Origin of the sequence: Marinoscillum furvescens DSM 4134 (assembly GCF_003386095.1) — a bacterium.
Taxonomy (GTDB): Bacteria; Bacteroidota; Bacteroidia; order Cytophagales; family Cyclobacteriaceae; genus Marinoscillum; species Marinoscillum furvescens.
Genome location: NZ_QREG01000027.1, coordinates 1 through 23,985, shown reverse-complemented (window position 1 = coordinate 23,985; position 23,985 = coordinate 1). Strand labels below are relative to the sequence as shown.

The 23,985-nt window shown below is 45.5% G+C and carries 23 protein-coding genes; 17 read left to right on the top strand and 6 right to left on the bottom strand.

Going from position 1 to position 23,985, the window contains the following annotated elements:
• Positions 1-791: 791 nt before the first annotated feature.
• Positions 792-2,576, top strand: coding sequence for a carbohydrate-binding protein (locus tag C7460_RS20650; protein WP_115870045.1), 1,785 nt, complete (start codon positions 792-794; stop codon positions 2,574-2,576).
• 77 nt (positions 2,577-2,653) lie between these two features.
• On the opposite strand, the gene C7460_RS20645 is transcribed toward C7460_RS20650, so the two are convergent.
• Positions 2,654-3,349 (bottom strand): AraC family transcriptional regulator, encoded by a 696-nt coding sequence (locus C7460_RS20645; protein ID WP_115870044.1) that lies wholly within the window; start codon positions 3,347-3,349, stop codon positions 2,654-2,656.
• Positions 3,350-3,867: 518 nt separating this feature from the next.
• On the opposite strand from C7460_RS20645, the gene C7460_RS20640 reads away from it, so the two are divergent.
• Positions 3,868-4,488 carry a hypothetical protein gene (locus C7460_RS20640; protein WP_115870043.1) on the top strand — a complete coding sequence of 207 codons (621 nt, stop codon included), beginning with the start codon at positions 3,868-3,870 and terminating at the stop codon, positions 4,486-4,488.
• 830 nt (positions 4,489-5,318) lie between these two features.
• Here the strand turns inward: C7460_RS20640 and C7460_RS20630 are convergent.
• Positions 5,319-5,627, bottom strand: a complete 309-nt coding sequence (locus C7460_RS20630) for a hypothetical protein (protein ID WP_147303038.1) — start codon at positions 5,625-5,627, stop codon at positions 5,319-5,321.
• 326 nt (positions 5,628-5,953) lie between these two features.
• Here C7460_RS20630 and C7460_RS20625 point away from each other — a divergent pair, with 326 nt between their 5' ends.
• The 8 genes from C7460_RS20625 to C7460_RS20585 all read left to right on the top strand — a co-directional run bounded on the left by C7460_RS20625 (position 5,954) and on the right by C7460_RS20585 (position 12,315).
• Positions 5,954-6,499, top strand: a complete 546-nt coding sequence (locus tag C7460_RS20625; RefSeq protein ID WP_115870040.1) for a hypothetical protein — start codon at positions 5,954-5,956, stop codon at positions 6,497-6,499.
• Entirely contained in the window at positions 6,489-7,097 is a 609-nt protein-coding gene (locus C7460_RS20620; protein WP_115870039.1) for a hypothetical protein, read from the top strand. Before C7460_RS20625 ends, C7460_RS20620 begins: the two co-directional genes overlap by 11 nt.
• Positions 7,098-8,188: 1,091 nt before the next feature.
• Positions 8,189-8,854, top strand: a complete 666-nt coding sequence (locus C7460_RS20610) for a hypothetical protein (RefSeq protein ID WP_115870037.1) — start codon at positions 8,189-8,191, stop codon at positions 8,852-8,854.
• 768 nt (positions 8,855-9,622) lie between these two features.
• The gene (locus tag C7460_RS20605) at positions 9,623-10,162 is read left to right on the top strand and encodes a hypothetical protein (RefSeq protein ID WP_147303037.1); all 540 of its coding nucleotides are present in this window, start codon (positions 9,623-9,625) and stop codon (positions 10,160-10,162) included.
• A gap of 233 nt (positions 10,163-10,395) precedes the next feature.
• Positions 10,396-10,692 (top strand): type II toxin-antitoxin system HigB family toxin, encoded by a 297-nt coding sequence (locus C7460_RS20600; protein WP_115870035.1) that lies wholly within the window; start codon positions 10,396-10,398, stop codon positions 10,690-10,692.
• 3 nt (positions 10,693-10,695) lie between these two features.
• Entirely contained in the window at positions 10,696-11,064 is a 369-nt protein-coding gene (locus tag C7460_RS20595) for a helix-turn-helix domain-containing protein (RefSeq protein WP_115870034.1), read from the top strand.
• A 77-nt stretch (positions 11,065-11,141) separates the two neighbouring features.
• Entirely contained in the window at positions 11,142-11,612 is a 471-nt protein-coding gene (locus tag C7460_RS20590; RefSeq protein WP_115870033.1) for a hypothetical protein, read from the top strand.
• Between the two features lie 145 nt (positions 11,613-11,757).
• A complete protein-coding gene (locus tag C7460_RS20585) occupies positions 11,758-12,315 on the top strand; it encodes a Crp/Fnr family transcriptional regulator (RefSeq protein ID WP_115870032.1) in 558 nt (185 codons plus the stop codon).
• Here C7460_RS20585 and C7460_RS20580 read toward each other — a convergent pair.
• A complete protein-coding gene (locus tag C7460_RS20580; protein ID WP_221409597.1) occupies positions 12,293-12,565 on the bottom strand; it encodes a hypothetical protein in 273 nt (90 codons plus the stop codon). The genes C7460_RS20585 and C7460_RS20580 overlap by 23 nt on opposite strands.
• Positions 12,566-12,585: 20 nt before the next feature.
• Between C7460_RS20580 and C7460_RS20575 the strand changes: the two genes are divergently transcribed.
• Positions 12,586-13,332: an SDR family oxidoreductase gene (locus tag C7460_RS20575; RefSeq protein ID WP_115870030.1), complete on the top strand. Its 747-nt coding sequence runs from the start codon at positions 12,586-12,588 to the stop codon at positions 13,330-13,332.
• A gap of 5 nt (positions 13,333-13,337) precedes the next feature.
• Complete coding sequence (locus tag C7460_RS20570; protein ID WP_115870029.1) at positions 13,338-14,048, top strand: FAD-binding oxidoreductase; 711 nt, start codon at positions 13,338-13,340, stop codon at positions 14,046-14,048.
• 174 nt (positions 14,049-14,222) lie between these two features.
• Here C7460_RS20570 and C7460_RS20565 read toward each other — a convergent pair whose 3' ends face one another.
• On the bottom strand, positions 14,223-16,508 hold the full coding sequence (locus C7460_RS20565; protein ID WP_115870028.1) for an isocitrate lyase/phosphoenolpyruvate mutase family protein: 2,286 nt from the start codon (positions 16,506-16,508) through the stop codon (positions 14,223-14,225).
• Between the two features lie 11 nt (positions 16,509-16,519).
• Positions 16,520-18,415: an aldolase/citrate lyase/malate synthase family protein gene (locus tag C7460_RS20560; protein WP_115870027.1), complete on the bottom strand. Its 1,896-nt coding sequence runs from the start codon at positions 18,413-18,415 to the stop codon at positions 16,520-16,522.
• 108 nt (positions 18,416-18,523) lie between these two features.
• On the opposite strand from C7460_RS20560, the gene C7460_RS20555 reads away from it, so the two are divergent.
• The 5 genes from C7460_RS20555 to C7460_RS20530 all read left to right on the top strand — a co-directional run bounded on the left by C7460_RS20555 (position 18,524) and on the right by C7460_RS20530 (position 23,208).
• Positions 18,524-19,990, top strand: a complete 1,467-nt coding sequence (locus C7460_RS20555; protein WP_115870026.1) for a helix-turn-helix domain-containing protein — start codon at positions 18,524-18,526, stop codon at positions 19,988-19,990.
• Positions 19,991-20,113: 123 nt separating this feature from the next.
• Positions 20,114-20,575, top strand: coding sequence for a hypothetical protein (locus tag C7460_RS20550; protein ID WP_115870025.1), 462 nt, complete (start codon positions 20,114-20,116; stop codon positions 20,573-20,575).
• 438 nt (positions 20,576-21,013) lie between these two features.
• Positions 21,014-21,853, top strand: coding sequence for an energy transducer TonB (locus C7460_RS20540; RefSeq protein ID WP_147303036.1), 840 nt, complete (start codon positions 21,014-21,016; stop codon positions 21,851-21,853).
• Between the two features lie 198 nt (positions 21,854-22,051).
• On the top strand, positions 22,052-22,774 hold the full coding sequence (locus tag C7460_RS20535) for a DUF6090 family protein (protein WP_115870022.1): 723 nt from the start codon (positions 22,052-22,054) through the stop codon (positions 22,772-22,774).
• A gap of 35 nt (positions 22,775-22,809) precedes the next feature.
• On the top strand, positions 22,810-23,208 hold the full coding sequence (locus C7460_RS20530; RefSeq protein ID WP_221409596.1) for a hypothetical protein: 399 nt from the start codon (positions 22,810-22,812) through the stop codon (positions 23,206-23,208).
• Here C7460_RS20530 and C7460_RS23885 read toward each other — a convergent pair.
• Positions 23,201-23,539 (bottom strand): hypothetical protein, encoded by a 339-nt coding sequence (locus C7460_RS23885; protein WP_170148120.1) that lies wholly within the window; start codon positions 23,537-23,539, stop codon positions 23,201-23,203. The genes C7460_RS20530 and C7460_RS23885 overlap by 8 nt on opposite strands.
• Between the last annotated feature and the right edge of the window lie 446 nt (positions 23,540-23,985).

Here is a 23,985-nt window from a genome sequence, read left to right as displayed (position 1 = left end):
TAAAAAATCTGAATCTAACGGCCCCAATTTGAATCACATATTTATGAAATCAAAAGAAACCCATTGCGCAAATGGTGTGCGGTGAGGTGCTGTAGTGTGCTTTGTTGTAAAAATGATAGAGCTTCCTGATTTTCACACTGAGACTCCCTATGATCAATATTCGAAAAGAAAGTTCTTAATTATTATCTTTCGTACTTTTGGCTTAGCCCAAAAGTACCAAAAACCCAAGGCTGTGAAGCTTTTACCGAGATTTACAAGCAAATTTGGGAGACAAAAATAACTCATCCTGTTTACAACAGGATTTCAAACAGATTTTTGTCTTAACCCACAAATTCGCTCACAAATCTTTACGGAAAACCTTCAATGCCGCTCCTGTTTTGAAAAATCAATTCAAGATACCTAAATCAACAACTATTACTAGCCTAACTCTTCAATAGAGGATCTTCATTAAACAAAAATCAAAAGTTATGAAGATAATATAGAAACTCATTGCGCAAATGGTGTGTGGTGAGGTGCTGTAGTGTGCTTTGTTGTGAAAATGATAGCGTCTAGTGTGGTGTATTGGAAATGTTGTAAAAATGCATACTATCCCGGGGTGGTGTTTAGTGATATTGGAATGTGGTTGATGGCTGTGTGATTTTTGTTGAGTTAGTGTCTAGTGGCTAGCTATCGTGATGCAAATGAGGTGGGTGATCTTTAGTAAGGTACTTCGGATGGCAGGAAGCGCATGGTTTCCTGTTTGGGACGGAGTACCCTAAAGTCAATTTTTATAACCTAAATCATGTTTACCAATGAAAAAACTACTAGCAATTATCTATGTGCTGCTTTTTAGCTCCAGCTACCTGAAGGCTCAGGACTGGGCTGGAATACCCGTGCCGGCCTACCCCGGAGTGGGCAACCAATGGCAGCTGCAGTCGGATCCGTCGGATGATTTTAACTATACCTTCAATGCCACCAACCAGTGGTCCAACTTTGGGAGTGGAAAATGGTATAATTTTTACCACAACCAGTGGGATGGGCCTGGAACTACCTACTGGCAGTACGATCATGTGTCTGTAGATGGTAGCGATCTGGTGCTGCGCGCCTCGCGCAATCCCAGTACGGCCAAAATGGGAGTGGAAGGTGTGAATGCGGGGTGCATCACTGGAAACCACCGCGTAAACTACCCCGTGTATGTGGAGGCCAGTGTGAGTGTGGCCAACATTACGCTGGCCTCTGATGTGTGGCTGCTCAGCCCGGACGATACGCAGGAGATCGACATTATCGAATGCTATGGCGGGGCTTCCAATGGCAATGCCTTCTTTGCCAAGTTTATACACATCAGCCATCACTCATTTGTGCGCAATCCTTTCCAGGACTACCAGCCGCGGGATTTTAACAGCTGGTGGGAAAAAGCCGGTGTGAGCAGCTGGGGGGACTACTGCTGGAATGGAGGCAATCGAAAGTATGTGCGTGTGGGAGTGTACTGGGTAGGACCGAAGCATTTTGAGTATTACGTAGACGGTGAGCTGGTGCGCGTGCTGTATGACAAGGCCTTTGCATCCAAAGTGAATGGCACCTGGTACTACACGTACCCTACCATGACCAATGGTCAGCTGGACTTTGAGAATGGATACCAAAAAGTGGTGCAATATGCGACGGGATCCACGTATTCTTTTAACACCCTCCAGGCAGCGAGCAATACATCCAGCGTAAGTGTCATAGACCCTTACAACTACCAGAATGGCAATGGATTTACCAAAGACCTGGACATCATTATCAATGTAGAATCGCAAGACTGGCATGTACAAGCCGGAAGAACGCCGACCACAGCTGAGCTGAATGATCCTACCAAAAATCGAATGAAAGTAGACTGGCTCAGAGTATACAAGCCAGTGCCTAACACTGGAGGAGGTACAGGCAGTGAGGTGATCATACAAGCTGAGTCGTTTGGAAGTACAGGTGGCACTTATGACGACAGTAGCAGTGGTGGCCCTGGATATGGAGTAAATGATGCTGGCACCATCATCAACTTTGTAAATGGGGGCGACTGGGTGACTTACCCGATCACGATACCAGAGGAGGGTGCCTACGAAGTGAAATACCGCTACGCTACTCCCGTCACGGGGACTTCCGTGGCCTTTGAGGTGTCGGGCATTCCATTTTTTACGACGAGCTTACCTGCCACAGGAGGATGGGGTACTTACCAGGATTTGGTCGCCAGCCAGACGGCCAACTTCACGGCGGGCAATCACCAGCTCAAGCTCACTGCAGGTACGGCAGCCTGGCAGTGGAATATGGATAAGATCACGCTCACGAGGGTAGGACCTATGACGTCTCGCACGACTGATGTGCTAGAGGAGGAGCGACCTCCGCAGCCAAAGCTGTTTCCAAACCCCGCTGCTGGGCAGTTTGCCATAGCTACGGACCAGCCACTGCATGTGCGCTTGTACAATGCAGCAGGCGCAGTGGTAATCACGCTGCCTGAATACAAGGAAGGGGCCATCAGTGTAGAAGGACTAAGGCCCGGGATGTATCACGTGGTTTTGCAAAATAGCGAAGGGACCTATCAGCAAAAGCTGATGGTGACACCATAGGGTGTAGGGATTTTTCCGATGAGGCCGTCTCGTAGAGAGGTGCTGCCAGGTGCTTTGCGAGATGGCTTTTTTATGCCTTAAATTTTTTGATACATTTTTCGGAACTCCAGTGGGGAGTAGCCTTTGAATTTTTTGAACTGTTTGTAGAAAAAGGGGAGGCTTTCGTAGCCACACTGGTAGGCAATCTGTGCCATCTGAAAGTCTGTTTCCAGTATCAGTCGGCTGGCCATATTGACGCGGTATTCGTTGAGAAACACAAAAAACGGCCGCTGCATGGCTTTGCTGAAAAAGCGCGAAAAGGACTGCTCGCTCATGTTGAGGTGGTCGGCTACTTCGCTGAGTTTGATCTTGCGGGCAAAGTGCTCTTTGACGTAAGTCTGTACCTGCTCTATGCGTGAGGTAGTGCGGCTGGAAAAGTCGTACGTATAGCTCGCTCCGGCTATGGGTGTGTAGGTGACTTGCTCAGCGATAAAATCCAACAGCTCGACAAACCGCAGGTACTGAGTGAGGTTTTCGCTGCTGACCACCGCTTTCATCTGCTCACTGACTGCTGTACGATGCTTCGGTGCCAGGTACAAGCCACGCTGGGCCTGCTGCTGTAGCTTTTGGATGCCTGCAAATGCAGGTATGTCCGGAAAGATGTCTCCGCGCCACTGGATCACTATGGAGGAGGCGCCAGCGTGATATCCCTGTAGGTTTTTCCAGCAGTGGGGCAAGTTGGCCCCGAGCATGACCAGGTCTCCGGGTTTGAAATCTGAGATGTTGTTGCCCACATAGCGGATGCCCGAGCTCTCCAGGATAAACGTAAGCTCATACTCCGGGTGGAAATGCCAGGGAGCGTCAAAGTCCTTGTCTTGATAGATAAAGGCGTGTACGGCCTCCCGATCCGAATAGGCGATATGTTCGAGAATTGCTTCTATAGTATGCTATGTTGTGTGTATGGCGCTTGTGTGCTTAAATTTAAGTACAATATAGCATATGAAAGTTGAGGCGCTGGCGAAGTGCTTGTTTTTCGTGGCTACAGCCGAAAATTACTTGACAGGGTTGGGGAGACCCTAAATGTGCGTCGGAAGCTTTGCTGTTCGTTCACTTGGCATTTGGTGGGAAATAGCACGGATTCACGTGATGTACAGGCTTGGGATACAAATCCTTAGGGGTTTCATGCATGTGTGGCAAGAAATGGTTTGGATTAGTAAAAACCGATTAGATTTGGGAAGATAGAATAGGTTTTAGTGCACTAAGTGTGCTAGACACTTTTGTTAGTAGCAATACTCCATAGAGAAACTTACTCATGAACTTTGACGACATATGCCAACAACACTTAACATGGGTAATTTGCATTTCATCAAATTCACTTTCTCAACCTGTCTTTGTTATCTGGCTAACTGACTCAACAGACCAAGATCAGGACAAATTCGTGGTTAATCAACAAAACAAAATCATTGCCTCAGAAGATTATGAAACTCTACTGGAAGTAACCTTGAAAGTAAAACCCACTCTTCCAGATCCGGTGAACACTTTAACTTGGCTGAACAAGGTATGTGAAATGGATTGTAGCTCAACACTTTTTGAATTGGAGGTTCTTGAGGATTCTATTCAAACCAGAACCTTCAATAAAAGGACAATTACTGAAGCCATCAATTTCATTAATTTATGCGGTGATTTCGACGAGCAAACTGGCGATCTGGAAATCAGAACACTTAGGAACAAACCTAACATTAGGCAACTATGGGAATACGGATACAACGAAATCATCTGGAAAGAAATCGGTTCTAATGAACAAGATGAGCCAGTCCGACTACCTGAACTACGAGCTAATTCTGGACAATTGAGCAACGAAATGCAACAACTAATCACTGCGTTTCTGAACAGGCTGGATATTGCAAAAGTTAAAGCTGGTAACAAGCGCTAGCACGAATGCGCCAACTGCCACTTTACAAGCTTCAGAGCGCCTATCACCATGAATTTGCCGCTGAGAAAGGTCAGAGCTTTTGCCATAGGCATGCCTTCGGCACTACCTACTTCTGCTCGCAGGATTTTTATCTTTCATAACCTGCCTATGCCGGCAGGCGCAGTGCATTCTTGATACTTTGGAAGCACCCCCTTGCCGGGTGCAGACAGATTCATTAGTTTTATCGGAACTTGCCAAGCTTGGGGCCGGGCCGCGTAGGCGCACTCCTACTAGGTAGGCGTTAGAATCCATGCTGGATAGCCGCATATGATTTGGAACCCGATTAATCTGATATTTTACTTCTTCTACAAACCGAACACTAGGCATTTTAAGCAACGCTCTTTCGCAATATATCTAGGAGTTTTGGGGGCGCTACTGCTTTTCAACTTTCTAACAGCTTTCTCATTACTGCTCATCAACCAACTTTATGAGTTTCAAACTTCTGAATTAGATTGGACTCTAGAAGTAAGCATGATTTCGGTAAGTCTAATTGTCATTCTTAACATCATATCTAAAAAACGTTATGACAGAATAATAGACCGATTTGATAACGAAACCCCTTCCCAACGAACTAGACGGGTTTTGCTAACAGCAGGGTTCGGATTTTTACTGGTAATTGTCTTTTATGCGAACCTCTTCCAGCTAATTGAATAAAACGGATTGTAACATACATAGCTGCCCCACAACCCCTACCAAAAAGTGATTTTAGTAACTATAGACACCCCACTTCAATAGTGCTCCAACCCACTTCAAAAGCACATTGCCCCACCTTTTAGCTCCGCACTTGCACCTCAGAGCTCCGGCGTTGGTTGAAGGCTTCCGTCTATTGGTTGGAGTCTTCCGCCCGTGGTTTGGAGTCTTCCGTCCGTTGGTTGGAGTCTCCCGTCCGTTGGTTGGAGTCTTCCCTGCGTTGGTTGAAGGCTTCCCTGCGTTGGTTGAAGGCTTCCGTGCGTTGGTTGGGCGCTTCCATCCGTTGGTTGGGCGCTTCCGTCTATTGGTTGGAGGCTTCCGCCCGTTAGTTGGAGGCTTCCGTCTATTGGTTGGAGTCTTCCGTCCGTTGGTTGGAGTCTTCCGCCTATTGGTTGGAGTCTTCCGTGCATTGGTTGGACGCTCCCGTCCGTTGGTTGAAGGCTTCCGCGGACCCGTCCTAAAATTACTTGACAGGGTAGCTGATGTTGGCTTATACAGGCAATAGGGCGTGTCTTATGCTTCGATAGGCTCATACTTCGACAAGCTCAGTATGACCCGCTATCACATCTATGGATTGCTGTCTTTCAGCAAGAATTTAGTCTTGCTTTGGTTAAGCAGTATCGGTGCTTGCAATTGCTTAAAAACCATTATCTTCGAAGGGTACAATGCGGATATAGTGCATAAGTGCACTTTATTCTAGATGTTAGATGCCAACACCTCCCGAAAATACTTTTGTATGAAATCTCTAACTGCTTTAACCATCATTTTTGTACTATCACAGCAACTCATTAGTGCTCAGGAGATTCAAACTGATGAAACAATTGGAGCCTACATCCAAGAAACTATCAGCATTACTCAAACGAGTCAAAAAGAAATCTATAAAAGATTAAAATCTTGCGTCCTAAACGAGCTTGAACTATCAGAACATCTGACTCTTGATACAGAATCGAAAATAAAAGTCAAGTTGAGTATTGAGAACCCTGAACCAACTTGGGTTTTTCCTCATGAGGTTACTAGCTTCGAATTTGTTATTGATATCAAAGACAATAAGTATCGTATAACAATGTTAGAAGTCTTATTTGTATATGATGGCTCGAAACTCTACGATCCACAGGCATTTACACTTCAAGATTGCATGAACAACTTGTATAATGAAGAAGGAGAAATAAATGGCTTTTTCAACAGACTCATAAATCTCGCCAAGAACGGATACAAAGTATTCGTAACTGATGGATTTAATAGATGTGCCAAAAATCAAACTGCATTAACAGATGACTGGTAATGCAAAAAAATCAATAAATAGAAACTCTCTTCCAATAGCAATTGAAGAAGCAGAGGAACTGCACAACTATGCCATGCAATTGGACATGAAAATTCAGTCAATCCTGAAAAAAGAAAATCATGAAGTTCCTATTGGAAAAATAATTACAGCTAACATTTTGATTGGCCTTTCTATTGAGATTTACCTAAAGGCTTTCATGTTAGCAGGGCGAGAAAAAGGAATAAAATTCGGTCATCAACTAACAGACCTTTATAATGATTTTCCTGAATTTCTTAAAGCGGCAATCGAACAAGAATATGCATCGATTAAAAAGGACGATTCTATTCTTTTAGAAACTGGATTTCTAACCTCGGATTCAGTTCCAGAACCACCGGAAACACCTCCATTTAACTCCGTAGATTTTGACAGCTTTAAAAGCTCTTTAGAAGCGATAAGCAATACTTTTGTTGAATCAAGATATTTCTTTGAACAGGTAACCACTCACAAATGGGCAATTATCAAGTATTATTTTGCATCTGCTTCCAATATCGCTAAATCTCTAGAAAAAGTGCTTACTGATTACCGAAACGGGGTATTTAAAGGCAAAGTCGGCATCTAACAGACACTATCGGTTATGTGCCAAACGGCTTCTTTGCCAACCTCATCGGGACTTGTCCACGGAAGTGCACCTTCTGATACTTCATCACTTTTGGAAAGGTCTAAAGGTCTGTGGTTCTGGAATTTTACTTTCTGAACGCAGTGCCTTGTAGTTACCGTTGTGCTTCTGGTGCACTTCCGCTATTTTAGCTGTACTTGCCAACTGTGGGCACACAAACCGATAGTTGAGCGTTAGCGAGAATTCCCGAAACGCAGAAAGATGTATACAAAAGTACAGAGGAACAAGCATTTGATGATCATAGCTGTTTTAAGCGTGTTAACATTCGCCCTAACCTCAATCCTTAATCAAGGGTCGGTGAACTTGGCTGGTGAATATGTCGACAAGCAGTCCGTCAACTCAGCTGCACTAACAACTTTACTATTCTCAATACCTATTCTTGGATTCATTCTCGGAACATTGGTGTCTCTTATACCATATCGTGGATTAACTTACAACCAGAAATACCTAAGATCCTCCTTGATGACGATAATTGTAATTGATTCCATATTTCTTGTCAACACTATATTACGCAGCATACCTTTCTAACCATGTACTTTTTTGACTATCTAGGAGCTTTTTACTTTTGGGTTTGGCTGAACATCTGGAACTCTGTGAACGACACGAAAAGACCAACTTTCAAAGAGGTATTGGAGGGAAAGGACAGACATCAAGAAGGAGATATTGTGGATTTGCACGCCTATGGGTTGAAGTTGAAATTTATCGGAGGTGTCGTGACTATGGTGATCGTCTCAATTCTAGCAAAATTTTAACATCTCGCTAACATGGTGTATAGCCGCATGTGCGAACGTGCTTCTAGCCAGTTTCGGTGAAACTCGACCGAGAATCTGCCACTGAGGAAACCAATTTGCTTTCTACAAAGCTCAGTTCGCAGGATTTTTTGACTTTCAGAAGCTGCCTATGCCGACCCAGGCGCGGAGCCACTTGGATACTTCGGGAGCGCCCCCTTGGCGGGCGCGGCAGATTTCACTATTTTACTGTTTTTACTCAGCGGGACGCACATCCCAATCCTTCGTCACTTTTAAGCTTGATCAATGAAACGATTTAATCAACTCAATGTAGTTCTTCAATGGTTTGTGTCCCTGTCATTTGGAATACTCCTGCTGCTGCTCTCCTTTTATTGGATACAGACCGTAAGTGAGTCAAAAATCTGGATGGTCTTGATTTTTCTAATGGTGCCAATCATCCAATTTCTTATTACACCGCTCTTTACAGTTTTGAACCTTTATACCTACTATTCACCGATGGTGGTTTCGTTTGGAAATAACAAGCGATATATTGACTTGCACAACGGCACCTCATTTGACTACCTAATGGATATGTCGCACGTAAAACCGGGTATCGCCTGGAGAAATAAAATGCTTCATAATTACCTGAGCGCTCTTCTCAAAATCATTCATCAAATGGAGCATGAAGGCTTATCGAATCATACCACGATTAGGGGGAGCTCTTACTTTTTGAGTCAGCGAAGTGGGGAGAAATTAGGTTTTAAAGTAAGTAATGCTTCCTTACTGGAGAAATTGAACATCGCCTTAAACTATCTGGATTTGATTTGGATGTACTCGCTGACAAACGGCAAATTGACGTTTCCTAATTTGAGGACCATCTCTACGGTGAGTACTAGTGGAAGCGAATTAATTACTAGAAAGCAAAGGATTATGGACTTGGTCAACCGCTTGGAAAGCACTGCCAGTAGGTAAGGTTTGTTGGACTCGAGGATGTCTTTACCCAATGGTTAAGTTGTGCGGGCGGGGCAGGTGACTAGATTAGTTTTTCTGGAGCAATATATGTGCACTTTAGCTCGCGTAACGTTCAAAAAAAATGACCATGAAACGTCAGCTGTAGGCTTACCTTGGACTACCTACTACTTTTGGAGCCAAGCCTTTCAGGCACATGGCCCCACTTCAAAAGCGCATTGCCCCACCTTTTAGCTCCGCGCTCGCACCTCAGAGCTCCGGCGTTGCACCTATTTACCTCGAGCTTGCACCTTTTTGGTCCGACGATGCACCTTTTTACTGAAAGCTTGCACCTTTTAGCTCCGCACTTGCACCTATTAGGTACATCGTTGCATGTTTGAGGTGGGAGGGGGTACTTCTGAGGTGAGAGGGGGTACTTCGGAAGTACCCCTCCCCACTTCGGAAGTGGGGTCTGGCAGAGTCGATTCACGACTTAATGCGGATTTTCACTTTGATAGCAGCTGTTTCGCTGGGGTAAATTCGTTTCATCCTGTTTGTTGGTCACCAGACCAACAAAGGCACGGGGATCGAATTTTTATAGGTTACAAGACCAACAAAGGCCAAGCTCCGTACAATTATTAAGCGCACATTGCATTGTTGAGGTGGGAGGGGCATGAATTCGAATCTTTAAATAGTCACACCGCTTCCAGACTTTGCTGGGATCTTCATTATTCTGATAAAAGGGTTAAGTTTAATTATATTACTTACCGTTAAACAACCAATTCTAAGCATATGAAATATCCTTGTATTCTTCTTTTTATTGTGTTCATTTTCATTCGATCAGTAGGTGTTGCGCAAAATGATTCAGTGCTTACCAACCAAAATGATTCAGTTTGGGCTGCAGTGCATGATCGGTGGACAGCATGGAGTGAGGTTGATGCGGAAGGTTTTATTGGGCAGCATCATCCAGAATGGAAACGGTGGGGGTTTAGCAGTTCCGGTCTTTTGGAAGTAAAAGATTTGAGAAATTTTTTTGACGAATGGCAGAAGGATGAGCGTTACGTAAGTTTTGAACTATCGCTTATAGACATGGAAGTATTCGATAATGGGTTTTGCGCAGTTCATTATCTTGTGGAGGCACGGGTAGAGTGGATAGGCGAGCCATTTACTGCTTCTACCGGAGCAATCGTGAAAAAAGGAGATCAAACAACTATTCGCACTCGATGGAGCGATTTTTTAGTTAGAGAGCAAGGTCGATGGCTTTATGTGGGTGGGTATCGTGATGGTAATTGCGCTATCTGGCCGGGGTATGGAAAACCTTGCAAGGAGTAGATGTCAATCGGGATAACGGAGTGAATTCAATAACTCACTCTTTGACTGGGTCCTTGTATTATAGCTTTAGAGATTATCAAATATTAAAATCGGGTCAACCAATCGGAAAATAGCTGTTGGTGTATGGCTTTGTCGCTGGAGGATGGTTGTTTGGAAATGTGTGTAAGTAAAAGATTAATGCAGGTTCTGATTTATAGAACTTTGTTTTCTACCTTTGTGTTAAACAATGTGGCTTGGAAAGGATATTTGCTAAACGTACGCTACGGAAATTTTGGGAGAAGCATGCCGAAACGGAACAATACCTCAAAACATGGTATGATACTGCAATGAGTTCAAGCTGGGATAGTCCCAATGAAGTGAAGAAAACGTATGCGAATGCTTCAATATTAAAAAGTGGTAGAGTTGTCTTTAACATCAAAGGAAATGACTATCGACTTGTAGCTAAAATTAATTTTGAAAAACAATGGCTTTTCGTTCGGTTTATAGGCACACATGCCGAATACGAGAAAATTGATGCTAACACTATTTGAATCATGACTATTAGACCTATTAAATCAGAAAATGATTATCAACAAGCTCTTGATAGACTAGATGAAATTTTTGATGCCAAAGCGGGAACTCCAGAAAGTGATGAAGCTGACATACTTGGGCTTCTGATTGATGAGTATGAAAAAAAACATTTCCCTATTGATGCGCCTGATCCCATCGAAGCTATTAAAATCAGAATGGAGGAATTGCACCTTAAACAAGTTGATATTGTAAAAGAATTTGGAGGGAAAAGTAGAGTGTCTGAAATGCTGAGTAGAAAAAGAAAACTGACACTGGATATGATTCGGTATCTCACCAAAAGGCTGAACCTGTCGGCAAGTCTTTTAATTAGAGATTATCAAATAGTAAAATAGGGCAACCCAATCCATGCCGCCGCCCGTAGCCTTTTAATTAAAACCAGGCGCACTCTTTGCTGTAATCTCTTATGTAAATGAAAAGCAATTCTGGGTATACCTTCTTTTTCAAAAATTTCTTTTTACTGTTTGCAATGCTGTCAGTTTTTGGTGGTGCGATGGGGTACCTATTCCCCGAAAGCGTAACTGTAAACGGGAAACCTGCCAACTTTGAAATGTACGACTATGTGAAATTAGGAGGTGTTTGTATACTCAGTGTAATTCGTTATTTACTTTTTTCTCCACACTTTTTGAGTGTAAAGCTCGGAGGGCAAAACATTACTATTCTAGATTATGAGCCTGAAAAACTAGTTAATTGGACAAATGTCGAATCTATACGCAAATTTTGGTTTGTATTTCCCCCTCTGTATAAGCTCAAGATAAAGAATGAAGAAGGGTATTACCTTTTTACCACACAGCCAACATATATGGATACAGGAATCGGAACTGCTGACTTATCATTTATGGGATCCTTTATCAGACGAAAAAAGAAAGAGTTAAACATCTGAAGAACGCAATCAAACTTTCAATAAGTACTCTCATTAAATTCTTTGTGATTCTTAGAGCATGCTTGATGGTTTCGCTAGCATAGTGCCTGCTATTCAATTCAGATATGCTCACTTTCTCTGATTTGGAAGTTATTTTTACTGTGCCATGCTCGAATCACTCTATAATATAGCGCCTCCTGAGAGGGCAGAAGAACTGATCCACATCGGGCAGATTGTGGATGTCACACCGGGTGAACATTATATCAGTAAAGGCGATATCCCCAAAAAGATGGGCTTTGTGCTTTCAGGCCTGTTCAGGTACTACTATTTGTCTCATCAGGGTGATGAATACACCAAAGGGCTGATTCTTGAAAACAATTTCATTAGCTCCTATTCAGCGATGATTTCCTCGTCTCCTTCTCATTTTTTCATACAGGCTCTAGAGCCTTCCAGGATACTGAGTATACCCTACAGCAAGCTGAAAGACTTACTGGCTAGTGATCCATACTGGGTGCAGTTTTGCCTTCGGTTTATAGAAAAAGGCTTTATGGTCAAGGAGCAGCGAGAGCGTGAGTTGTTGCTCTTGAGTGCTGAGCAGCGCTACCTCAACTTTTTAAAGGATTATCCCGGTCTGGACCAACGGATAAAGCAAACCATCATCGCTTCCTACCTGGGTATCAAACCCGAATCACTGAGCAGGATCAGAAAAAAACTGCAGACTTAACATAGGTCAATGCACAGGCTTTTTGGTGAAAATACTTTTGTGATACAGCATCATCAAAAGTTATTATGTCAGTAAAAAGCAAGAAGGACCCGTCTACTTCGATCTCCCAAAAGGCCCTGAGGGTCTCCTTCTCCAGAATAAACCGGCGAGCAGATTTGGTGGGTATTTCCAGACGTGCCTTGAATAGATTTCCAGCTATTGGAATACGGACTTCTGGCTGGTGCTGAAACCGCTCAAATTCAATCATCACATTACTATAAAACCATACAAATGGACTTAACGAATAATACGATTTTAATAACCGGGGGCAGTTCGGGCATAGGTCTGGAGCTAAGTAGACAGTTGGTAGCCAAAAACAAAGTCATCATCTGCGGTCGGTCGGAGAAGGCATTGCTCAAAGCTCAGGCTGAGCTACCCAAACTAGTGGTGTATCCATGTGATCTCTCTGATGAAAATCAATGTGACCAGATGGTGAAATGGATACAAAAGGAGCATCCTACATTGAATGTATTGATCAACAATGCTGCCATCGTACACAAAGAGCCATTTCTCCAAACAGCTAATATCACTGAGAAGGCAGAGCAGGAAATGCGTACAAATTTTCTTGCTCCCATCCGATTGATTCATTTGTTGTACCCCATGCTTCAGCAAAACGAGCAGGCATCCATCATCAATGTCACTACCGGCTTAATATACACTCCACGCGCCGACTACCCTTTTTACAATGCCACCAAAGCTGCCTTGCATTCCTTTACGCAAGTCTTGAGAAAACAGACGGAAGCATCTAATGTGGAGGTAATCGAAGTGATGTTTCCTGCAGTCAAAACTCCCTGGCATAAAGGCAGCCCGCCAAAGATTGCCATATCCTGTGAAGAGGCCGTGACGAAAATGATAAAAGGGTTGGTAAAGGGAAAGTCAGAAATCCGTGTTGGCGGTGCAAAGCTCCTCTATGTGATCTCCAGGGTAGCACCGGGGTTTGCTTTCAAAAAAGTAAATGAAATCACAAACGAAAAATAGGAGCTATGATTTCTAAAATTCCCAAATGGGTAGGTGACATAGCTGAAGGCAGGATACTTAAGCCTATAGAGTTGGTCCAGGATGAAAAACTGAGTGCTAATCTCAGGTTGTGCCAGTTTCGGGGTGATGTTGGATCTATGGATTTCCAACCGGGTAATGGCAATGCTATACGGGTGAGTAAAACGGACCTAAGAAACTATACGGTGTTCAATTATGACAAGGAAAATGGTGAGTTTATGGTGCTTTATTACCTAAACAATCTGGGTGTGGGCAGTAAATTGATCAGTTCTTTGTCGAAAGGAGATGTGCTCTTCATGGACTTTCCGCGCGGAAAGACCTGCTACAGCAAAGCCATCAAAAATCAGCTATTCTTTGGTGACGAAACGTCCCTGGGGCTGGCATGTTCGTTGCATTCACGCTATAGATGCAATCACCACCAGTATCAGTTTTACCTCGAGCTTGATGAGGAAAACAAGCATATTCCCGAGGCATTGGGGCTGGATAATTTTGAGGTGTTTTCCAAAGGAGCTGTTGAGAGAAATACCGCTGCATTAATTCTACCTCAGGTGGAGCGTCAGCATATTAAAAATACGAGATGCCTACTCACAGGAAACGGAAGATCGGTTCAGTTGGTAAGAAGCCTGCTGAAAGCAAACCGATTTGCCGGTGAGATCTATAGCAAAGGCTACTGGCTGGAAGGAAAGAAGGGGTTGTAAGGGAGTTTTGTAAATGGTTTCATCCTATGCGCCCATGCAATAGCCGTTAAAGTGCTGATTTTAAGCTTTAAGCATAAGAAGATTGCCTGGTCTAAGCGATGAAAAAAGCAGGGAGACTACCTTCAATCCAAGGGAAGCGGAAGATTGAAAGTGAGTACACCCTGCTGTGAAGATTTACACTGCCTGCGCCAGGGAGATGTCGCGTTTTTGAATTAGCGCACTGGCCAGCGTGCCGTCCGACACAAATTCGCTCACGGCCGCTGTGTTTACTTCAGCAACGATAATCTGATCGATATCATCGCTGTAGTTACCAAATAGCTGCATCTGTTTCATGCCCTCACACTGTCGGAGGTTGTCTTCCGTAGGGGTGAGATAGTGAATGATGTCGGACCCGTAGCGGTTGAGCAGGTACAGGTGCAGGAGCGTCATCAGTCGCTTTTGGCGCAGCTCTTTCCGGTAGAGATTTTGGTCTCTGATGGAAAGGATTTGCTTCCTGTTTCTGTCCGCTACTGGCGCAAAGATCACATTGGCAACCTTTTGCAAGCCCTCCATAACGCTCAGCTCCAGTAGGGAAGAGCCCGGCACCAGCGGCCGCAAACGTACCGTGAGGTCGTCAGCGATCTGGTGATGTGCTCTCCAGCGGTTGATCCAGTCTTGCAGCATGCTGGTCGGTAGCTCCGTATGCTTTAGGTGTTGAAACTGCGTAGACCCTTTGCCCATCGCGCGGGTAGTGGCCGTGCGCCCAGAACTGGAGGCCAGCGCCCCATCCAGGCGTGGACCACCCACATGGGTTTGCGGCGTTTTGTAAGGCGAATCCAGCAGCCTTAGCTTGCGCTGTACTTTGGCCAGTGCCAGCATCCCCTCCGTTTGCAGCGAATTGGCAAACTCATCCGATGCCAGCCCGTCTATCTGGTGGCCTCCATAGGTGATAAAGTTGAAGACAAAACCCAGCTTGCCCAGTTCCTCGGGAAACTGCTTCATTTCTTCTTCCGTCATGCCGGTGGTATCCCAGTTAAACGATGGCGACAGGTTGTAGGCCAGCATTTTGTCAGGGTATACCTTGTGTATGGCTCGGGCAAAAGTCTCCGCATCTTTCAGGTCTGCGGTTTTGGTTTCCATCCAAAGGAAATCTGCATACGGTGCCACGGCCAGTGATTTGGCGATAGCAAACGGAATGCCCCCTTTCACCTGATAATAACCTTCCGGTGTCCGTGCCAGGTCACAGTCCCAGGTTACGTCTACGCCCAGCTCCATGGCTTTCTGGCGCACAGCTGCCAAAGACGCAGTTTTAGCAAACTGCAACCACTCCTGATGGCACATGCCCAGCTCTTCACCCTCTTTGCCCAGCTCTTCCAGCAGGTTGGCTACTGCGCTGCGGTAGGTCATTACGGCGGCATCTTCTTCCCATTGCTTCACAAATCGGTCATAGATCTGGTTGTAGGCTTTTTCGAAAGTCCCCAGCTCTTCACTGGTGAGCTCATCTTTTAGCTCCCTGGCAAAATCCAATATCCCGGATGTATGCAGCCAGCTGCGGGCTTTGGACTGCTCCTCAGTGCTGATGTCATACAGCTCGTGGCCTTTGATATCCGCAGCTCCCAGCGCATGGAGAAACTGCTGCAACCGTAGAAATGCCGTCTTATAGGAGGGGATGTCCAGGTTGGTAGCCCCCAAAACGAACGGTTGATCACGCTCATCAGCGATGCTTTCGATCAGGGAAGCAGCCTCTGCATCGGTACGCGCTACGATGAGGCCCTGCACACGCATGATGTCCAGCTGCAGGCGGGCGGCATTGATTCTTTTGATTTGTTCGTCGCAGGATACCAGTACCTTTCCACCCTGGTGGCCACATTTTTTGGTGCCGGGCTTTTGGTCTTCGATGTGGTAGCCGGTAACGCCTACCTCTACAAACCTGCGGATAAGGTTGCGCACGTGCGCATCACCTCCATGGCCGGTGTCCGCATCCGCAATGATGTAGGGCTGAAAGTCAATGGCAGGCGTTGCTTCCAGCTCTTGCTCCGTCATTTTCATGCGGTGGTACTGCTGATTTTTGTCTGCAGTGAGCAGGGCACGTACGATTCCTGCCGCTTCGTTCGGTACCTGACTTAGCGGATAGCTGGCCAGGTCGGCACCCGGATCCTCATCTGCGGAGCCTTTGGCCGATGTAGCCCATCCGCCCAGATAGATGCCCTCTATGCCTGCGCGCTTCATCATCACTGCCTGGCTGGGGGTATACGGACCAAAAGTGGTGATCTGTTTTTTGGTTTCAAAAAGGGCCCTGAGGCGGTTGTAAAACGAGACCGCAGCAGATTTTGCCACCGTATAGTCGTTGGGGATGGTGCCTTGCTGCTCGATGACCTGCTTGGGGCCATAGAGGCGCTTGATACCTTTGAAACGGGGTAGGTCAAAGAATTCCTGCATGGAGGTAGTAGCCTCTGCGATCGCTTTTTTCTCGTGATTCATGATTTTTGGATTTAGATGGCATTCGTTGTATTGATTTTTAAGTCTAGATTTTCGGTGATCCGTTTGCCGGAAAGCAGCTCACTGTAGTAGTAGCTGATCCGTTCTTTGGCCGTCATCAGGTCCTCATTGTTTAGGTTTAGGTTGAGGAGGTCGATGTACCAGGGTGCTTTCGTTCTGCTGGTGACAAACACCTTGACGATTTCCCTGGCAATGGGCAGACTCGTGGTTTTGGACGACTCGTGTACGTCTTTATCCCCGGCTAGCAGGAGTTTGTCATATTCTTCTTCCAGCAGTGTCAAAAACAGCTCTTCGGTAAAGGGTGCTCCCGGGGCCAGCTGAAAGGCGGTATCTGTTGCCGTCAATCGGGCACCTTTTTGGATCCATTCCCAGAGTACGCTCACGCGGATTTCGCCAGTAGCCATGTCCTCCATGAGGTACAGGATGTCTTCATTGCCGAAGAAATCTGCCGGCTTGAGTGCTGCAGCCTGGTATCCCCTCAGAAAGGCATTGCCATACTGTAGGGCCACGCTGATCAGGTTGCGTGCTCCCCGGATGGTGAGCGGCGCATCCTCCAGGCGTATGAGCTGCTGGCGGTCTTCTGGGGTATGTGTCAGCGCACCAAAAGAGCGACCCAGCTGGTTGTTTTGTCCGTGTTTTTCCCATACGGGGCGGATGATGTGTACCATCTTCCAGTGTGCTACCCACTTGCCCGAGGCACCGGCTGCTTGCTCGCGTTGGGCGCCGGCCATCGCTTTGTCCATGCTTTGCTCCACACCTGCAGCAGAGCCTACAGGGATGTTTGGCTCCATACCACCTTGCCACAAGCTGTAGTTGCCGTGGCGATCCGGAGTGTTTACAGCCTTGCGCACCCGGTCTTCATAGGCAGCCATGTAGGCATAGGTCATCCCGATGGACTCAATGTTGGGGTTGATAAACTCAGGATCACCGGCCATGGCATCAGCCACGCTGTTGATATAGTCCCAGCGGCCAGTGTTGAAGCCCACAAAATGCGGTCCCAGTGCTGCTCTGATTTCCAGCAGTTGGAAGGCTGCCTCCAGCTGCTCTACCAGTACGTATGTCTTGATCGTGCCGTGGCCCATGCCCAGGTGGTCTTCCAGCGTTTCCAGGATTTGATTCCAAAAGGCAGCCTCTTCCGCAGTTTGAATTTTGGGCAAATACAAGACCAGTGAGGCGCCCCGCTGCTGGAGTTTCTGGTAATTGTTGACGATGAACAACACCACGTCGGTGATGGATGCCGAAAAAGAGCTGCCATCTGCACAGGTAATGTGTCGGTCGTCGAGGTGGAGGCCGCGTGCCCGGAAAATCAGGGTGGTAAAATCCAGCTGGCGCTTCCAGTCGGTAATGATGCGCCTGCCCAGAAAGTCCTCAGCCCAGCTATTCATCTCTATGGCGACCTTTTCGGCTACAGCCAAAAACTGCTCATCACGCGCTATGGCCAGCTTGAGGTTGCGCTGGTTGGCCAGCGACATGGCCTGGATTTGGCCCAGGGCATCCTCACCATCAAACATCCAGCCATCAGCTCCCGACAGGAGAGCATAGGCCACGTTGCGCAGGCTGGAAGCCAGCGGCGCATGGGGGCGGGCTGCCGGTCCGGTACCCTGTATCCATTGGCGCTGAAGGTCCGCAGGGATGGGGCTAGACTCAAAATCTCCGGCCCTAATGGCTGAGACCTTAAGCTTTTTGGGGCCAATGACCGCCTCCGGGCTGAGAAAATCGGGGGCATCGCCATGAGCAATACGTAAGGCACGACGCTGGTTTCGCGTATCCATTAGCTGCTTTTGCTGGGCATCCAATGGAGCTAGAGCTTCCAGTGCTTGTAGCACTTCATCGCTGTAGATGTCCTGGTAAGACATCAGTAGTTCGGGGGGGATAGATAGTTGTGACATAAGAGAATTTTTGTCAAATATAGAAATATTATCCAATAGCGGAAATTCCGCTAATAATTTATTTTACTTTTTTTCTTCTATTTTTGCTGGACTTCAGATAAAGCGCTTATGATCAGTGATAGTGATGTAGTAAAACTCATTTTGGGCTTTAAGCTCAGGTATTTGCGGCTCAGCAAAAAGATTTCGTACCAGCAGCTTTCGGCGGAGACCGGGCTGTCGGTTTCCTATCTCAATGACATAGAGAAGGGCAAGAAGTACCCCAAGCCAGATAAGCTTACGTCCCTGGCCCGGGTGTTTGACCTGGAGTACGATGAGCTGGTGAGCACCCGCACGGACAAGCGCTTGCAGCCGGTGATTGAGCTGCTCAATTCCGGTTTTTTCAAGGTATTTCCACTCAATGAGTTTGGCATCAGCCTGGAGAAACTCATCGATGTGTTCAGTACTTCGCCAGACCGATTTGGGGCATTTATCAGCACCATCCTGAAGATGATTCGGAGCTACCAGATTGAGAAGGAGGACTTTTTTAGGATTGCACTGCGCTCGTATCAGGACATGCACGACAATTACTTTCCAGAACTGGAAGCTGCTGCCAGTCAGCTGCGAACGGAAAAGGGGCTGCCTAGCCGACAGCCGGTTACCTATGATGCGCTGGCAGATATCCTGCAAAAGGACTATGATGTGACCATCGATCGGGTGGGGCTGTCTAAAAACAAGCGTCTTAGGAATTTTCGGTCGTACTATCAACCAGCCAAAAAGGTGCTGTACCTCAACGAGGGACTGAGTGAAGGGCAGGAGCTGTTTATACTCTGCAAAGAGATCGGGTTTCACTACCTGAAGATCACTGAGCGCCCGATGGAGACCTTACTCAATAAGGAGGCTTCCTTCGATAAACTGCTGGGCAATTTTAAGGCGTCTTATTTCGCTGCGGCGCTGATCATGGACGCAGTAGAGCTGGTGAAAGATATAGAGCTTATCAGTCGGGCTACGGAGTGGTCTCCGGACCTCATTGGCAAACTCCTGAGCAAGTATCAGGTGACGCCAGAGACCCTGCTGCAGCGATTTACCAATATCCTGCCTCACCATTTTGGGCTCAACGACCTGTTTTTTATTCGCCTGGGCAGCACCGATGACCTTATTCGGTACAATATCACCAAAGAGTTGCACCTCTCGCAGCTGCACCAGCCATATCATACAGAGCTGGGAGAGCACCTGTGTCACCGATGGATGTCGATCAGCGCGATCAAAAGCATCAAAAACCTTAAGCAAGACTACCTGATCGACTCGCAAATATCGGAGTACTGGGGCACCAATAAGTCCTATTTCTGTATTACGGTAGCCAACTCCGATGGCAATTTTGGTGAGCAGGCGGGGAGCATCACCCTCGGGATGCTCATGAATGAAAAACTGCGGGGTACATTTAATTTTATGAAAGACCCAGCCCTCAAAAAGAAGGTGGTTAACACTACCTGTGAGCGGTGCTCGCTGGCCGACTGTGACAACCGCGTGGCTCCGCCGCGTTACATTGAGGAGCAAAACCATCAGGCACAGCTGGAGGCAGAGCTAGGGAAGCTGTAGGTGGGAGGAGTGGTGCCACAAGGGTTGATGTGTGTTGATTAAACCATTATTTTGGAAGAGTCTAATTGGATGGAGGGTATAGGTGCGTTATGTTTGGGTGTTAACGGCAATAGAAAATAGAAAATGGGAATATTCAATTTTTCGAGAAAACGTAAGGATAAAGAAGTGCGATTAGCAGCTGAACTTGAGAAAATAACATTATTCTCTCATCAGGCTATACAATTAGCAGCGTCAGAAATAGAAACCACTGACTCATTTCTTCCTTTTGGAGGCATTCTTACCTCTAGCAACAATTTTGAATTGGTAGTTTATCATGATCCTAACAAAACAACTATTGATCATCGTGAACATGCGACCACTATTCAGAATATTATCCAAAAGAAGTATGCTGAACCTAAAAACATTTTATTCTTAATGGCTTGGGATGGCACTGCTCACTTACCTGATGGAGATGCAGACTGTATTAATGTGAAAGTTGATAATAAACTCCTCGATATCCATAAAATTTTTACTTATATATATGAGAAGATTGATGGAAAAGTCGTACTTCTAAATAAAGATAAACCTATTGTAAAGGATCTCTAGTTAAGAAGTGTTTCCTCAAGAGGAAGCTTTCAAACATAAAATACTATGGGGCAATCCGAAAACCTGTGGTGCAATAGGGTTTAATAGAAGGACGGGCATTGGTCCATTTTAGGTTTTCCGGATGGAAATCAGATTACAAATAAATACTGTCTGAGCACTTACCCAATGTCAAAACCATTTCGCAAACGTAAATGCGAGTTTATTTATTTGCTGATTTTCATTTGGAAAAGCGTTAAAAAATGGACTCAGCCCTTGATTTTTGCTACTTTTTATCAAGAAAAAGTAGAGAGAAAAATGCTGAAGCACGACCTATCCTTGGTGCTGGCCCTTCTATTAGCTCTCCAGCTGGCTTTCTGGCTCGGGAGGTGGACGGTAAAGGCTTAGCTATTGCTAAGATTGCAAGTGTGAAGCGCACTCATTTAATTTGTCTGAAGCATTATGAGGTATTTCACATTAATCTTCTTTTTATCCATTGTATCCTGCAAGACTTCAACGAATACTCTCGAACGAACTGAATTGGGTTCGGTCTATCTGGAAATGATAAACTACATTGAGAATCCAAAACCAACAGACACAGTTTGTTTAAGCGACCTTGCAAGAGCTAAACGGGATGCAGAGGAAGGGAAAATAGCAATGAATGACCTTTTAGGCTTGGATCAAGGTAACAGGCGGTACTCAAGGCAACTTAAAAACCTGATCGAGGAGCAAGGCTTAATATTTAGACCAGAAGGTGAATATTGTGTTGTCTATGGCGGGCAAACTCAAGGGTGCTACAGCCTGTACATGGATAGGCTAATTGCTGAACAGTTTGGGGCTGACTTTAAAAAACGAATCCATGAACGTGCTGATAGCCTCTATTTCGAAGAAGTAAGAAATGATACCATTTGGCATTGGTATTGCGATGAAGAACCAGAACTGCTGCCTGATCATTCAGTCATAGAAAGGGAAATTGGCGGTGGGATTATGTTCCTCGGAATTATTATAGAAACGGATGTACAAGTCCCAGAGAATAAAATTGAATCAATGTTTCCAAGCGACAAGTATCCAACATTTGTGGACGTTGATATTACAATAGATAAGAATGGTGATGTGACAAAATTTGAAATAGACTCTTTAAGAAGGCTGGAGTCTGACAAGGTCTTGTATGATAAACTTTTTCCATTGGCTGTTGGGGAAATCAAAAAGAACTATAGTCGATGGAAACCCGGAATCATTCGTGGCGAACCGGTCAATACAACATACGAATTTAGAGTATACTTTAAGAATAAAGCAATATAACTAGATGAAGGATATACTGCCTCTCTAAACACGAAGGAGTACACCACCACGCCAGACCTCCCATTTTCGGCCGCTTTGAATGCTGTGAGATACCCACTTGCTGCGAGTTGTAGATTTCATTAGTTTAGATATATGGCCTGAAGCGATGCTCATTTGATATTGCTGTGGCGTTTCATTATTTCCATCTTTCATCTGCTAATGATCAAATTCTTTCGAAAAATTAGACACAAACTACTCGCTGAAAATAAACTCAGTCAGTATGTGATTTATGCTATTGGGGAGATTATCCTGGTAGTGATTGGGATACTCATAGCCCTTCAAATCAATAATTGGCATGAATCCGTCTCCAGGGCAGCTCAAGAAAAACAAGTCCTTCGCGAATTGCTAATAAACCTACGCAATGACTCGTTGGATAATGCGGTAAACGTAGCGTGGTATCAACGGGTGGAAAGATCTGCGGCCATCATCAATGCATCCCTAGAAAGAAAGATTCCCTGGAATGATTCGCTCGCTGTTCATTTCGGAAATCTTTATACCCATGGATTTGCCACCTTCAACACCTCGGCATTCGAAAACCTTAAATCAATTGGGTTTGACTTAATCAGCAATGATAGCATTCGAATTGCCTTGACAAATCTCCATGCCATTTCCTATGAGCTTATTCAAAAGACTGAAAAAGAGTTTGCAATAGACAATCACAACCAAATGGTCTTGCCTGTGCTAACTTCCAGACTAAAAATGGACCGGTGGTTTCATGCCGTTCCTTATGACTATGATGCTTTGATGGAAGATCGGGTTTTTCAAGAAACGGTGCGTTTTCGAGGCATTACGATGGGCTATGTGGGGAACAATTCGAAGAACGCCAACAGCAGAATAAGCCACTTGATACGCATGATTGAAAAAGAACTAGGGATCAACTGATGCACAAAAGGAGCACTTATACAACCCATAACAAAATGAAATACATCCTCTACACCCTGCTTTTCTTGAGTCTGGCCATACGTGTCTGGGCTCAGGACACAGCTGAAGCTCCAGAAGCATCTATTGATGGCATAATCGATGAGCTGCTTGATCAAATCACCATAGAGCAGGGGGAGCAAATGGATACAGCAGCCATTCGGAATTTGTTTCATCCGGCTGCCATATTCACCGTAGCTGATCCTGCACAGGCAGAAACGGTATCTCTCGATGAGTTTCTCGTGCTGCTGAAAAATCCTTACTACGAACAAGGGTATCTGGAAAAAGAACTCCATAAGGTGGTAGATCAATACAATGGCATTGCTCAGGTGTTTCAGACGTTTTATGGCAAGGACTCGGAGGGGTGGAGGAAACCGGCATCAATAGCTATCAGCTGACCCAATATGATGGCCGGTGGTGGATCGTCAGCCTGCTATGGACCATCGAATCTGATAGTGCAGCCATACCTGCGAAGTACGGTGGTAAATGAATGAAAAGTGATGGGGTGAGCAAAAGGTCACATGTTGTTTCTTCCGTATCCAAAATCAGCGGATGGATGATTGCCGAGTGCGGATGAATGATTTTCTTATGCGGATGAGTCATTGCCGGGAGCGGATGAATGATTTTCGGGTGCGGATGAGTGTTTGCCGCGTGCGGATGGATGATTGCCGGATGCGGATGAGTGATTGCCGGGTGCGGATGGATGGTTGTCGCGTGCGGATGGGTCATTGCCGTGAGCGGATGGACCCGTCCTAAAATTACTTGACAGGGTTGCTGATGTTGGGGACCCGTCCTAAAATTACTTGACAGGTTTTTACTTAATTCTAATAATTGTTTACATCAATAAGTGATAATCCTAATTGTACTTTACCTGGATTACGGTAATCCCAGATGAAGTATACAGGCCAGGATAATGTCCTGCTTTGGTTTTACTGTTGATTGATTAATCCTTCATTGGCTTTACGGTTTAAATGGTTGTACTAAATCTTCTTTACATGCTATCGACTAATCCCGTTGGTGCTTTACTACCAATACATTAGTCCTAACAGAATTTGACGGTTCAGATGCTAATCCTATCCGCTCTTCACACTCTGTCTTGTAGTCCTGTTTGTTTTTGTCGGTTTTTCCATGGCTACAGAGGTGTGTACCTGTTGTGGTGTCATACCTTGCAAGCT